10 protein-coding genes are annotated in these 13,596 nt (G+C 58.9%); 7 read left to right on the top strand and 3 right to left on the bottom strand.

What is annotated here, in order from left to right; translation table 11 throughout:
* Positions 1–51 precede the first annotated feature (51 nt).
* Entirely contained in the window at positions 52–1,356 is a 1,305-nt protein-coding gene (locus DTF_RS0115705) for a M23 family metallopeptidase (RefSeq protein ID WP_226989375.1), read from the bottom strand.
* Between the two features lie 285 nt (positions 1,357–1,641).
* Between DTF_RS0115705 and DTF_RS23915 the strand changes: the two genes are divergently transcribed.
* The 7 genes from DTF_RS23915 to DTF_RS0115665 all read left to right on the top strand — a co-directional run bounded on the left by DTF_RS23915 (position 1,642) and on the right by DTF_RS0115665 (position 10,988).
* Positions 1,642–3,096, top strand: a complete 1,455-nt coding sequence (locus tag DTF_RS23915; protein WP_035057544.1) for a sigma-54-dependent Fis family transcriptional regulator — start codon at positions 1,642–1,644, stop codon at positions 3,094–3,096.
* A 185-nt stretch (positions 3,097–3,281) separates the two neighbouring features.
* Positions 3,282–5,702: a transporter substrate-binding domain-containing protein gene (locus DTF_RS25700; RefSeq protein ID WP_051361373.1), complete on the top strand. Its 2,421-nt coding sequence runs from the start codon at positions 3,282–3,284 to the stop codon at positions 5,700–5,702.
* Positions 5,703–5,899: 197 nt separating this feature from the next.
* A complete protein-coding gene (locus tag DTF_RS0115690) occupies positions 5,900–6,337 on the top strand; it encodes an Hsp20/alpha crystallin family protein (RefSeq protein WP_027716089.1) in 438 nt (145 codons plus the stop codon).
* Positions 6,338–6,398: 61 nt separating this feature from the next.
* Complete coding sequence (locus tag DTF_RS0115685; RefSeq protein ID WP_027716088.1) at positions 6,399–6,779, top strand: Hsp20/alpha crystallin family protein; 381 nt, start codon at positions 6,399–6,401, stop codon at positions 6,777–6,779.
* Positions 6,780–6,921: 142 nt separating this feature from the next.
* Complete coding sequence (gene clpB / locus DTF_RS0115680) at positions 6,922–9,552, top strand: ATP-dependent chaperone ClpB (RefSeq protein ID WP_027716087.1); 2,631 nt, start codon at positions 6,922–6,924, stop codon at positions 9,550–9,552.
* Positions 9,553–9,656: 104 nt separating this feature from the next.
* A complete protein-coding gene (locus tag DTF_RS0115675) occupies positions 9,657–10,514 on the top strand; it encodes a response regulator (protein WP_027716086.1) in 858 nt (285 codons plus the stop codon).
* Positions 10,515–10,712: 198 nt separating this feature from the next.
* On the top strand, positions 10,713–10,988 hold the full coding sequence (locus tag DTF_RS0115665) for a thioredoxin family protein (RefSeq protein WP_027716085.1): 276 nt from the start codon (positions 10,713–10,715) through the stop codon (positions 10,986–10,988).
* A 90-nt stretch (positions 10,989–11,078) separates the two neighbouring features.
* On the opposite strand, the gene DTF_RS0115660 is transcribed toward DTF_RS0115665, so the two are convergent.
* Together DTF_RS0115660 and DTF_RS26875 are read right to left on the bottom strand one after the other, a co-directional pair.
* The gene (locus DTF_RS0115660; RefSeq protein ID WP_027716084.1) at positions 11,079–12,944 is read right to left on the bottom strand and encodes a radical SAM protein; all 1,866 of its coding nucleotides are present in this window, start codon (positions 12,942–12,944) and stop codon (positions 11,079–11,081) included.
* 31 nt (positions 12,945–12,975) lie between these two features.
* A partial coding sequence (locus DTF_RS26875; RefSeq protein ID WP_193352707.1) for a patatin-like phospholipase family protein occupies positions 12,976–13,596 on the bottom strand: 621 nt, incomplete at its 5' end.

Here is a 13,596-nt window from a genome sequence, read left to right as displayed (position 1 = left end):
TAATCGAAGAAATACTTCGGGAGAATAACACATGAAACGTAAAAATCATTATTATTTCGCGACAGAGAGTGACAGCTTGTCGCCCACATTGTTTTTCAGCCAGGCCGGATCCCACCACTCCACCGGATTCACCGACAGCCCTGAAAGGATAATTTCGAAGTGGAGGTGATCGCCGCCTGCCAGTCCGGTCGCGCCGGAATTCCCTATGGTCTGGCCCTTGGCGACTGTTTCGCCCTTCTCAACGTCAATGCGGCTCAAATGCCCATAAAGGCTCTGCAGTCCCATTCCATGATCGATGATGACGCACTTTCCATAGATCCCCAGATCGTCGGCATGGACAACCTTGCCCGCATTTGCGGCCGGGATCGGCGCCAGGGCTATAGAAGCCAGGTCGACTCCCATGTGGGTCTGTTCGTCTACCTTCTTCCCTTCATAAAAGTAGGAACGCGCGGCGGCAAATCCACCCAGATGGGCGGCATTGGGCTGGCGCAGGAAAACGCCCTGCCAGAGGGGTCCGGAAGCAGTCTGCTTTCCGAAATCGCGCAGGGCACGGACATTCTCCTTTCGCAGTTCACCGTTGACTTTCAAAAAGAGCTCCAGCGGCGTGGCGGCTTCCGGGAAAAAAGCTTCGAACCGCGGCTGAAGCATTTTAAGAAATCTCTCATCGAGATTGATTTTCCCCGAGGGAAAGTTTCTTGGATTGGCGTGATGGTAAAAATCCGTCCGGCGCTGGTTGCCTGCTCTGTCCTCGGCAATCAGCTCCGGAGCGAACTGCTTGGGGGACATATGGTAAGGAAGAGCGAAAAAACAGGCGTAATTTCCCGACTCCTGAAGATAGCCGGGAAAAAAGAAGTCTCCAACCATCACCCCCGTCCTGTCGACCTCCTCGGAGATGGTATAGACGATCAGTGCGGAGCCGCCCTGGTTGAGGTTATGGGCGGAGCTCACGACCGAAAGGATCGGAGCTCTTGAGTCAAATTGGAGAATATACGTCTCTTCAGCGGTATTCCCCGCGCCAAAATGATAGATGGAATGGTCGGTGGCGGTAACACGCAGCTCAAAGGGGCCGTCCTTCAGGGGCGCATCCTGCAGGCCGAATTCCGTCTCCCGGAAAAGCGTTTCGGATCCGAAGGTTTCAGAGAAGACTGGAAAAGCTTTTTCCCCCTGAACGGCAACGACCTTGATGCTGTTCAGGCCCGAGCCGGGATCTTCGAGCTGCAGTCTCAGGGGGCGTTTGGCAGAAACCGCCTCCGTGCCCGGGCTCAGGGTGAGCCGGGGTTCTTCGGTGTCGCGAAAATAAAAGACGCCGCCCACAATCAGAGCGCCGAGCAGCAGGAGAATGCCGATTTTTTTCACCCATGTCCCCTTTCTGGTGATCGATGAACGTTAAAGCTAGCTGCACATAAGCGATGAAAAGCGCAGGAAAAAATTACTCCATCATTTTAAACATGGAATGGGAAAAGGGCAATGGCGGAACCCGTTCCTTCCGTCAGATCATCCTCAGGATAGGAATCTTCGGATGCGCTCCATCCTCGTTTATGCCTCGTAATTACAGGGAAAAAGCCGTCGCAACATCTTGCGCTTCGCTCTTTGAAGAGTTAAATTGATTCAGGTTCGCCCTCTTTCATGAAGTTGAGGTCCATGGATTCGAACAAACCCCTTCAGACCACTGGAACCAACCTGCCGGCTCTTTCTCCCGACTTGATAGTGGAGGCTCGTTCCGTCGAGCGCCTGCTGATCCGGGCGATTTCTCCTGCGCTGGCCCGGCTGACCGGAACCACCCCCGCCGACGCGAGAGGATTAAACATCGACCGGGTTTTTGCCGGAACCATTCCCCCCCTTGCCGAGCTGGCCCGTGAGGTGCTGGAAAGGGATGAGGCTCTGACCGACATCCAGGTGGGTTTTCCCGGAGGAATCGCACTGACGGCGGAAATTGCGCCCGGCGGGCTCACCGACGATTTCCGGGGGCGCATCGTGGTTTTTTCCTTTCGGGAGAAGACCCCGCCCGTCGTTTCTCTTCACGGCATGCGGGGAACTTCTCCGGCGATTCGAGAGGTTTTTCGGAAAATCGCCTGCTACGCCCCCTCAGATGCCTCCGTGGTCATCACCGGCGAAACCGGAACCGGCAAAGAGCTGACGGCCCGGGCTCTCCACCAGGGCAGTCCCCGGTCCCACGGCCCCTTCGTGGCGGTCAATTGCTCGGCTATTTCCGACGAACTGCTGGAGAGTGAGTTGTTCGGCCATGAAAAAGGGGCCTTTACAGGGGCGGTGCGCACCCACCGCGGACGCTTCGAAAGGGCGGATGGGGGCACCCTTTTCCTCGACGAGATCGGTGAGATGCCCCTGCACACACAGGCCAAGCTGCTGCGCGTCCTGGAGGAGAAGCGGATCGAGCGGGTCGGCGGCGAGCAGGAGCGAGAAGTCGATGTGCGGGTGGTCTGTGCCACCAATGTCTCCCTCGAACAGGCGGTAGGGCAGGGTCGCTTTCGGGCCGACCTGTATCATCGCCTGAGCGTGCTTCGCATTCACCTGCCTCCCCTGCGGGAACGGACGGAAGATCTCCCCCTGCTTGTGGAACACTTTCTCGGCAGCCTCAATCACAAATACGGCCGCCGGATCGAACGGCTCACTCCTGAGGCCCTCGCCCTGTTGCAGTCCTACTTGTGGCCCGGAAATATCCGCGAACTGCGCAACGTGCTCGAACGGGTCTATATCGAAACCCAGGCCGAGGTGATCGGCGCCCGGGCTTTCAGTGAATGGATTCGCGAACGGCGCGACTTCTCCCCCGGAGAATGGGGTCCCCAGACCACCATGGCCCGCAAGACCTCTGCTCTCGCCCCCCCCTGGCCGCTCCATTCAGAGCGCCACCTCCTGACGATGACCCCGCCCTTCATCGAGGTCGACCTGGTGCCGGAGAAAGCTTCTCGACGCAGCACCCGACCCGCCGACTTGGACAAAGGGGATATCCGAAACGCCTATCGTGCCGCCGACGGCAATCTGGCCGCCGCCGCCCGCCTTCTTGGAGTGCACCGAGCCACCCTCTACCGTTACCTCGATAAGCTGGGGTTGAAGCGGGAAGATCTGGAATCGGGGTAATCCCTCCTTCTGCGCGTTAAGAAAGTAGCTTTTGTTTGTTGTTTTTGCATCAATTCCGTTGTCGTACGGAGACTGTCACTGGATATAAATCGGAGTCCTTCGGTTTGCTTTCATGCCACTATATCTTATGCTTTAGCGATGGATATTTTTGTTAACTTCTCAGCCATCTGCCCCAGGTGAAGGCGATGAGGCGGTTCGCAACAATCTTTCTGGTTTTCATATCAATCCTCCTGTTCCTCGTCGGTCCCGTCGCCGCCGAGACTCCCCCACCCACACCGGAGTTGTCCCTGACTCCTGCCGAGAGGAACTGGCTGGAGCAGCATCCCGTCATTCGCGTGCGTATCGGCTCCCATAATCCCCCCTTTGAATACTATTCCGACGGCCGCTACCATGGAATGGCCTATGACTACCTGGTTGCCGTTACCCAGCGTCTGGGAATCGAATTCCGACCGGTTCCAAACCTGACATGGTCCGAGGCACTGGAAGAAATCAGGTCCGGGCGATCAATTGATCTGATTCTGCTTATCACCAGGACCTCCGAAAGGGAGGAATTTCTCGAATTCACTCAGGACTACATGAGCTTTCCCTGGGTCATTTTTACCACCGAAGAGGGACCGACGATCACGGGGCTGATGGATCTTGCCGAACTGGTGGTGGCGGTGGAGCGGGATTACATTACGCAAGAGTGGCTGAAGCGAGACCTGCCTGGAGTGCGCCTGCTCGAATACGACCATAGCGAAGAGGCTCTTACGGCGGTTTCGACCGGACAGGCCGATGCCTACGTGGGGAACCTGGCGGTCGGCAGCTATTTCATCGAGGAAAAGGGGCTGGTCGATCTCAAGATCGCCGCGCCGACTCCTTATGGAAGCGATCGTCTCGCCATGGGGGTGCGCAGGGACTGGTCCGAACTGGCCGACCTGATCGACAAGGCCCTCGACTCGATGACTGCGCAGGAACACAGGGATATTCGGCAGAAGTGGCTGTCGGTGCGCTATGAGCACGGGATCCGGGTCCGGGACATCGTCAAATGGACCCTCTTGGTTGGCGGATTGTCGCTGATATGGATCCTCTACCTGCGGCTTGCAGTCAAAAGGAGAACAGCGCAGCTGCGCAGGGAGGTGGAAAGACGCCGGGAGAAAGAGAAGGAGCTCGAACAGAGGGTCGATGACCTGCGTGACGCTCACCAGCGGCTGAGCTTTCACGTACAGCGCATGCCCGTAGGATACATCGTATGGGACACCGATCTGCGGGTGGTGGAGTGGAACCCCGCCGCCGAGAGGATTTTCGGATGGTCGGCAGCCGAGGCCCAGGGGAAGCATGCCTATGATCTGATTGTCCCGGCGGATATTCGCCCCGCAGTCGATAAAATCTGGAAAAACCTTCTGGAGGGGCGGGATGTGGTCAATGAAGAAGGGGGGAATATTCGAAAGGACGGCCAGCGCCTCATCTGCGAGTGGTACAATACGCCGCTGCGCGATCCCTCGGGCCATGTCATCGGCATTCTCTCCATGGTTCACGACATAACCGAGCGCCGACGAACACGGGAGGCGCTTCAGTCCCAATTCGCCCAGATCAGTACGATTTTTGACTCGATCAATGCGGTCGTTTCCGTGTCCGACATGGGATGTCATGAACTCATCTACCTGAATCGCTACGGAATTTCGGTCTTTGGCGAGGACTGGCGGGGAAAACCGTGCTACAAGGTTCTGCAGGTCGACCAGGAGGTTCTCTGTTCCCTGTGCACCTGTGACCAGCTGGTCAAGGACGGGGTCCCACAGGGGGCTTGCGTCTGGGAATTCCAGAATACCGGAACAGGGCAATGGTATCAGTGCATCGATCGGGCAATACCCTGGCCCGACGGACGCCTGGTGCGGATGGTGATTGCCTTCGACATCACAGAGCGCAAGGAGGTGGAGCGGATCAAGGACGAGATCATCTCGGCGGTAAGCCATGAAATGCGAACGCCCCTGACCGCCGTGATGGGTTACTCCGAATACATGCTGGAACATGACGTGCCGCCGGACAAGCAGAAGGTCTACATGCGAACGATCTATCAGCAGACGGAAAAGCTCAACGAAATGATCGATGCCTTCCTCAGCCTGCAGCGACTCCGGGCCCGCCAGACTCCACTGACCTTTAAGCCACTTCGCCTGCGGCCGCTGCTGAAGGAAGCCGCCACCCTTTTCGGTACGGCCTCGCCGACCCATCGCATCATCCTCGACATCCCCGGCAACCTGCCACCTGTTCGAGGCGACATCAACCAGCTTCAGCAGATGCTGGCCTGCCTTGTCTCCAATGCCGTCAAATATTCCCCGGCCGGTGGAGAAATCGTCCTTGGCGCCCGCCGCGACGAGGACGGCGTCACACTCTGGGTGAAGGACCAGGGGGTGGGTATTCCGCCAGCTGCCCTGGAGAAGATCTTCGACCGGTTCTATCGGGTCGACAACACCGACCGTCGACTCTTCGGCGGAACCGGGCTGGGGCTGGCCCTGGTGCGGGAAATCGTCAATCTTCACGGCGGTCGGGTCTGGGTGGAAAGCACCCTTGGGGAGGGAAGCACCTTTTACGTCATGCTGCCGGTAAGCCCTGACTCCGTTATGGCGTAAGACGTCACAAGCGTCTTGTGCGACAGGACATGCGACGTCGCAGAACCCTTCGTCTATTCGTATGACTTCTCTTAATCTCTTAAAATTCAGCAGGTTATATTCACGACAATTCTGGCATGACCGTTGAATTATTGATGGGCGAATGCGGAAGCGAACCAGCTTCCCGGCATAAACCCACCAACAGAGGAGGACAAGTCATGACAGGGTTCGATCTTTTCAGAGAAATGGAGCATTTCACCCGCGAAATGGATGATGTTTTCCGCGGTCTCGGCTTCGGCCGCCCCGAAATGTCTGCGGCACCCGTTCTGGGGCGTTTCCCCCGCATCAAGCTGCGGGAAGACAAGGAACACTTCTACGTTCAGGCACTCCTTCCCGGCATCGACCCCAAGGAATTGGAGATGACCGTTCTCAAAGGGACGCTGACTCTCTCCGGCGAACGCAGGGGCATCAGCGCCGAAGGCGCCACCTGGCATCGCCGCGAGCGCAGCGTGGGCAAGTTCCTGCGCGCCATCGACATCCCCGCCGAAATCGATATCGACAAAGTGAAGGCGGACTTCCGGAACGGACTGTTGACCGTCACCCTTCCCAAGGCGGAGAGCGAGCGGCCGAAACGCATTGAGGTTACGACGGCCTGAAGAGGATGAAGGAACGGATAATTTGATTTGGACAACAAAACTCAACATAAGGAGACGAACCATGGGAAACAAGGAAATAGCCCTCAAGAAAGGTAATGAGCTGAGTGTCGAGAAGCGTTCCGGCGACTGGCTTACTCCGGCCGTCGATATCTTCGAAACGGAGGAAGCCGTGACTCTGGTGGCCGATCTGCCGGGGATGGGGAAGGAAAACCTCCAGCTCGGTGTCGAAGCCAGCATCCTCACTCTCCAGGGACCGGCGGACACCGGTGATGACGCCTTCTATCACGAATTCGGCGCCAACGGCTATTACCGCCGCTTCCAGCTCCCCGACAATCTGGATCTGGAAAAAATCGCAGCCGAACTCAGGAACGGGGTGCTGACCGTCACCCTCCCCAAGGCGGCCGTCGCCCGACCTCGTCGCATCGAGGTTTCCGTCCACTGATGACGGGGATAAAAGGCCGGGCGGGACATCCCCCCGGCCTTTTTACATGAAGACGATAGGGCTGTTATACCTGCTATACTTTTATCTGTTGCCTTTGAGACCCTGGCTCAAAAAAAATAGCGTATCACCGGAAGGACGTTCAATGGACATCAACAAAATGACCATAAAAACTCAGGAAGCCCTGCAGGGAGCGCAGAATATCGCTTTGAAGCGCGGACATATCGAGGTGGACGGCGAGCACCTGCTGCTGGCTCTTCTGGAACAGGAAGGGGGGCTGATTCCCCGGTTGCTGCAGAGGATGGACGTGCCGGTGGACGACTTCACCCGCGCCGTTCGCGAGGAGCTCGACAAACGGCCGAGCGTCTCGGGACCCGGAGTCGAGGCGGGGAAAATCTATGTTACCCAGCGATTCAATAAACTGCTGCTCAAGGCCGAAGAGGAGGCCGCGCGTCTCAAGGACGACTTCGTTAGCGTCGAGCACCTGCTGCTCGCCCTGGTTGAAGAGGGAGTGGCGACCGCCGCCGGCAAAACTCTCAAACTGTTCAATATCGGCCGCGATCGCCTGCTCCAGGCCCTGACGGCGGTGCGCGGGCATCAGCGGGTGACGTCCCCGGATCCCGAAGGCACCTACGAAGCTCTGGAGAAGTACGGGCGCGATCTGGTCAAGGAGGTCCGCAAGGGGAGGCTCGACCCCGTCATCGGCCGGGACGCCGAAATCCGCCGGGTCATTCGCATCCTCTCCCGCAAGACCAAGAACAACCCGGTGCTGATCGGAGAGCCGGGGGTGGGCAAGACCGCCATCGTCGAGGGGCTGGCGCACCGCATCGTTCGAGGCGACGTCCCGGAGGGGCTCAAGGACAAGACCGTGTATGCTCTCGACATGGGATCGCTGATCGCCGGCGCCAAATACCGCGGCGAATTTGAAGAGCGCCTCAAAGCGGTGCTCAACGAGATCCGTGAAAGCGCCGGGCGCATCCTGCTCTTTATTGACGAACTGCACACCATCGTCGGCGCCGGCAAGGCGGAAGGGTCGATGGGTGCCGGAAACATGCTCAAGCCGATGCTCGCCCGCGGCGAGCTGCACTGCATCGGCGCCACCACCCTGGACGAATACCGCAAGCACATCGAGAAGGACGCGGCTCTGGAGCGGCGGTTCCAGCCGGTGCTGGTGGAGCAGCCGGACGTCGAGGACACGGTGAGCATCCTGCGCGGTCTCAAGGAGCGCTTCGAGGTGCATCACGGGGTGCGAATTCAGGATGGCGCCCTGGTGGCCGCGGCGACTCTTTCCCATCGCTATATCTCCGACCGGTTCCTGCCGGACAAGGCCATCGACCTGGTCGACGAGGCCTGCGCCACCATCCGCACCGAAATCGATTCGATGCCCCAGGAACTGGACGAAGTCACCCGCCGGGTCATGCAGCTGGAGATCGAGGAGGCGGCGCTTAAGAAGGAGAAGGACCCGGCGAGCAAAGCGCGGTTGGAGGCGCTGCGCAGGGAGCTGGCCGAGCAGAAGCACCAGGCCGATACCCTGAAGGCTCAGTGGGACGCTGAAAAAGAGTCGATCAAAAAGGTCCAGGGACTGCGCGGGGAAATCGAAAAGGTGCGGCAGGAGATCGAAGTCGCCGAGCGCAACTATGACCTGAACAGGGCCGCCGAACTCAAGCACGGCCGCCTGCCGCAACTGGAGAGGGAGCTTAAGGAAAAGGAGGCCCGGGCCGGAGGCGAAACGGCTGGACCGCGCCTGTTGCGCGAGGAGGTCACCGAAGAGGAGATCGCAGAGATTGTCGCCCGGTGGACCGGCATCCCCGTCACCCGTCTGGTGGAGGGAGAGCGGGAGAAGCTGTTGAAGCTCGACCAGGTCCTGCACCGCCGGGTGGTCGGACAGGACGAGGCGGTAGGGCTGGTTGCGGATGCGGTGATCCGCGCCCGCGCCGGAATAAAGGATCCGCGGCGCCCTATCGGCTCCTTTATCTTTCTGGGTCCGACCGGAGTCGGCAAGACCGAGCTGGCCCGCACCCTGGCCGAGGCGCTCTTCGACTCCGAAGAGAACTTGGTGCGCATCGACATGTCCGAGTACATGGAGAGACACAACGTCAGCCGCCTCATCGGCGCCCCTCCCGGCTACGTCGGCTACGAGGAGGGCGGCCAGCTGACCGAGGCGGTCCGGCGCAAGCCGTACAGCGTCATTCTTTTCGATGAAATGGAAAAGGCGCACCACGACGTCTTCAACGTCCTGCTGCAGATCCTCGACGACGGCCGGGTAACGGACGCCCAGGGTCGCACCGTCGATTTCAAGAACACTGTCATCATCATGACCAGCAATATCGGATCGCAGTTCCTCCTCGACGGGGTGACGGAGGACGGGCAGATCAGGGAAGGAGCGAGAAAAACGGTCATGCAGGAGCTCCGCACCAACTTCCGGCCTGAATTTCTCAACCGGGTTGACGACATCGTCCTGTTCAAGCCCCTGACTCGCGAAGAGATCCGAACGATTGTCGATCTGCAGATGGCCGAACTCCGCCGTCGCCTGGAGTCGCGGCGGATCACCCTGGAGATGACCGACGCGGCCCGGGATTACATCGCCAGAGCCGCCTACGATCCCGTTTATGGCGCCCGTCCCCTCAGGCGCTACCTGCAGCACCAGCTCGAGACGAGACTCGGCCGGGAACTGATCGCCGGCGACATCCATGACGGGGCGCTCGTGACCATCGATGCCGGCGAGGGTGGGCTCACGATAGTGCATCGCAATCCCCTCGAAGATGAGCGCCTATGATCTCCGGAGGAGGCAAATATATTGTTTTCCCTTGTTTTTAGCCCCTTTTTAACCTACAAAAGATAAGATTCTTAAAACGGGAGGGGAGAGGGAAAGGTCCGTCTATGGCAAGAAAGCGATTCGGCGAAATCCTGGTAGAGGCCGGGGCTGTCAAAGAGAACGTTCTCCAGCAGGCTCTGGGACAGCAGAAGGGAAGCGGCAAAAGGCTGGGCGCGGTCCTTGAAGAGATGGGAGTCATCTCCGAGCAGGATATCGCCGTCGTGCTCTCGCGCCAGTTCGGCATCAAGCAGGTGCGCGAGTTTGCCAAGTACGCCTTTCCCAAGGAGCTGCTCCAGCTGGTCGACGGCGAAAAAGCTCTCAAGGCTCTGATCTTCCCTCTCAAGAAGGATGAACGTTCTCTCTACCTTGCCATGGTCAATCCCCTGGATATGGCGACGCTTGACGACCTCTCCTTTCGCACAGGCATGCGGATTATCCCCTGCGTGACCACGCCGAGCGAAATTCAATCGGCCGTCAACAAGCATTATTTCAGTGCTGAGGAATCGACAGGCGAGAAAACCGACTGGTGGACCATTCTCGTGGTGGACGATCAGGAAATCGTACGCAGCGCTGTAGCCGCGGCCCTGAAGAAAAAAGGATTCAATCTGCTCGAAGCCGCCAACGGAGCGGAGGGCCTCAAGACCTCCTTCCGACAGCCGCCTCACTTGGTCATTACCGACACGGTGATGCCGCGCATGGACGGATATGAGATGTTCCGCGCCCTGCAGGCCAATCCAAAAACCGCCCGTATTCCGGTGATCGCTCTTTCCTCGCGCGCCGCGGCGGAGGAGGAGGCCAGGCTGCTTGATCTGGGTTATTTCGATTTCGTGGCCAAGCCGATCAACCCTATCAGGCTGGTCGCCCGGGTCAGCCGCGCCCTCCGAATCGTATATGGGGACAGCGTTCCTTCCGAAGCCGGATAGAAAGCAATGCGTCTCCCTCGGTGACGGAAAGGCCGCCCGTTTCTGGGCGGCCTTTCCTTTCAAAACACTTGAGTATCTTTTGAGAAGAAAAAAATCAGGTTGTTTTTGCGGTGGGACCGGCTATAATGACTGAAAAGGTTATCTTTTAAAAAGAAGGGAGTTCCCCCCTTTACCCTCTTCAGGTGAAAGGAGGAGGTCATGCGCATAGACATCTTGTGCAAGCCGGAAAGCGGGCGTCGGTGTGAAAGGACCTTGGAAAATGTTCGCGAGGCGCTGAACCAGGTCGGAATCGAAGCCGAGGTCCATCTCTATCGGGATCGCCGCAAAATGATCGACAACAGGGTCTATGTCTCCCCGGCGCTGATGATCGACGACAGCGTAAGGGTTTCCGGAAGAGTACCGGAAATTCCTGAAATCCTGGGCCTGCTGGCCGAACGGCCGAGATATCGGAAAAGGATCCAGGAGGTGGCCTGAACCTTAAAAAGCCCTCTTTTCTATCTAAAGGGGGCTTTTAAGTTTCAGATATCAGGCAAGCTTTGAATTAGAATATTTCTGATCGCGCATTTATGGAATCAAAAACCCCTCGGCCACGGCGAATTCGACGATCTCCTCACCTTCGCGTCGGGATATGCTCCCGGCGAAGATCTCCCCCGGGGATCTTTTCCCGTCGCTGCCTTGCAGCAATTTAAAAAAGTCCTCTTCCAGCGACTCGCAGAAAACCTCGAAATCACGACGAAAAAAAAGAGCCACCGAACCCACCGGCCGAAACATCGAGGAAAACTGCTCCAGGTCAATCCCCCCCGTCTCCAGAAAATCGAGAATCTCATAGGAAAAAGACACCATGCGGACGGTCGGAGCCATCCTCCAGGGCGTATCCCATACCATACGGTTGCGCAGCAGCTCCGGCGGAGCGGGAGCGGTATCCTCGCCCAGCAATGTTTCGGCAAAATGGTAATGGTAACGGATCAGGTCCATGGCGGCCGGTAAAAGGTCATGGCGCTCCTCTTTTTCAAACAGCTGGCTGATGAAAGCTTCCTGCAGCCGGTTGACCTCACCGGCCTCCCATCTTTCGGCGTTCAGAAAATGCTCCTCCGCAACGCCCCCCGCCCCAAGGGCCCACAGGGCAAACTCTTCCAGGAACGATACGGGATTCCTTCCCGTAGACCGCAGAAGGGCTGAGAAGAAGCCGACTGCCCGGCCGGCATTGTAGAAGATGTCAGCGGCGGCAGCCAGCCGGCGACTCCGCTCCAGATCGGCCGGACTCCAAGTGGCGCTCTCCAGGATTACATAGGGAGGCTCCTCCTGTGCCCGGAGAGAATGCCTAAGGCGATTGCCGTGGAGTGTTGTGCCGGGGAGAACGGCCAGGGGAAAGAGATCGATCTGGTTGGGGGCGAATTCCAGGGCAAAGTTCAGGCTTTCGCAGAAACCGGAATAATCGTCCCCGGGGAGGCCGTAGATAAGGTCCAGTCCGAATATGACACCCTCCGCGGAGAGGAGGTGCATTTTCTGCCTGAACCCGCCTGGGTCAAGGGATCGGTGAATATTGCGCAGCACTTCGGCGCGGACCGACTGCAGACCGATCTGGACGGAACAGGAGATTCCCGCCAGGAGGCGGGCCGTCTCCCGGTCAAGGAAGTCGGCCTTGGCCTCCAGGTGAAAATGAATATGGGGAGCTTTTTCGGCCAGAAGCCGCAGCAGGGACTTGCCCCGCTCGGGAGGAAAGTTGAAGGTGGAATCGAGGACCCACACCTGGGAAACGCCGCAGCGGACAAAGAGATCGAGTTCGGCTTCCAGTCTCTCCGGCGGCAGGTGGCCGACGCCTCGGCTGCCCCGGGCGTCGAAGCAGAAGTCGCATCCGAATGGGCAGCCGCGCGAGGTTTCCCAGAGCACTCCCTGACCCGGCTGCGGCGTCAGCACTCCAGTCAGCCAGGGTGAAGAATGAGCGGCGAAGACGGCTCCCGATTCCCGGTCCGGTCCGGAGAGGATGCCCTGCGGGCCGCGCAGGGTGATACCGGGCAACGGCTTCAGCCCCTCGCCCCTTTCCAGGTCCTGGACCATTTCCAGGAAGGTCTCTTCCCCCTCCCCCCTGATCACGGCATCCAGCCCCTGTTCCCGGAGGAGATTTTCGGCATCGGCCGTAGCTTCCGGGCCGCCGGCCACAACCCACAGCGAGGGTTGCGCCCGCTTGAGGCGCCGGGCCAGGGAAAGGACCTTTTCCCGGTTCCATAGATAGACGGGGAAGGCCACCAGTTCGGGGCAGCGGGAGAGGATTTCCTCCGCCATGACTTGGTCGCTCTGGTCGGGAAAGAGATCGAGCAGATGCACCTCTTCGCGGGCATCCACCGGCAGGGCGGCGGCCAGGCAGGCGGCCGCCAGGGGAACGGCCTGGACGGAGCGGCGCACGTGCAGGGTAGGCAGGGCGATGTTCACTACGATCCTCTTTTTCGCTCAGGCACAGGGCTCATACGGAGGCTTCCACCGATGGAGGGTCGGCCAGGTGGTCCGCGGTAGTCCGGATGCCGTGACGGGCGAAGACCTCCCGGAGCCTGTCATAGCGATCCTGAAACTGGATCAGGGAGAGATTATAGCCGTAATTCATGATGTGGTTTCGGGCCACGCTGCTCATTGGGCTCTGAAAAAAAAGAAGGGATTCTTCCCGTCCAGGCTCGACGAGCACAATGTCGACGTCCGGGTGTTCCCGTCGATACATCGCGAGGGCCAGTTCCAACTTTTCTTTGTTTTCGATCCGCTGGGCCTGCTCCCAGGCAAAAGTGATTCCCAAGTCGGCGATACTGGAACATTCGCCGTAGGAGAGGGAAGGGAGGCAGAAACGCTCCAGGTCGTTGTCCATCGGCACCCGCGGATTGATCACAACGATGAGTTTGGCGCCCCGCTCGATGGCGATGTCGAGGTGAGCCAACCGGCCGATGGAGCCATCCAGGTAATAATGGCCATCCACCTTATGGGGACGGAAAAAATACGGGATGGCGCAGGAGGCTGTGATGGCCTGGCAGATGTGCATATCCCTAAACCCCTCGGAGCCGAAAACGATGCGCCGGCCCCGATCAATATCGTACGCTGG

The organism is Desulfuromonas sp. TF (assembly GCF_000472285.1).
Taxonomy (GTDB): domain Bacteria; phylum Desulfobacterota; class Desulfuromonadia; order Desulfuromonadales; family ATBO01; genus ATBO01.
The sequence above is the reverse complement of the archived record's forward strand: the minus strand, read 5'-3'. Positions and strand labels throughout refer to the sequence as shown.

Bases quoted from the DNA above. Each gene is read 5' to 3' on its own strand.
- DTF_RS25700 (WP_051361373.1), top strand. From the start codon at position 3,282: ATGAGGCGGTTCGCAACAATCTTTCTGGTTTTCATATCAATCCTCCTG.
- DTF_RS0115690 (WP_027716089.1), top strand. From the start codon at position 5,900: ATGACAGGGTTCGATCTTTTCAGAGAAATGGAGCATTTCACCCGCGAA.
- DTF_RS0115685 (WP_027716088.1), top strand. From the start codon at position 6,399: ATGGGAAACAAGGAAATAGCCCTCAAGAAAGGTAATGAGCTGAGTGTC.
- DTF_RS0115665 (WP_027716085.1), top strand. From the start codon at position 10,713: ATGCGCATAGACATCTTGTGCAAGCCGGAAAGCGGGCGTCGGTGTGAA.
- DTF_RS23915 (WP_035057544.1), top strand. From the start codon at position 1,642: ATGGATTCGAACAAACCCCTTCAGACCACTGGAACCAACCTGCCGGCT.
- clpB (WP_027716087.1), top strand. From the start codon at position 6,922: ATGGACATCAACAAAATGACCATAAAAACTCAGGAAGCCCTGCAGGGA.
- DTF_RS0115675 (WP_027716086.1), top strand. From the start codon at position 9,657: ATGGCAAGAAAGCGATTCGGCGAAATCCTGGTAGAGGCCGGGGCTGTC.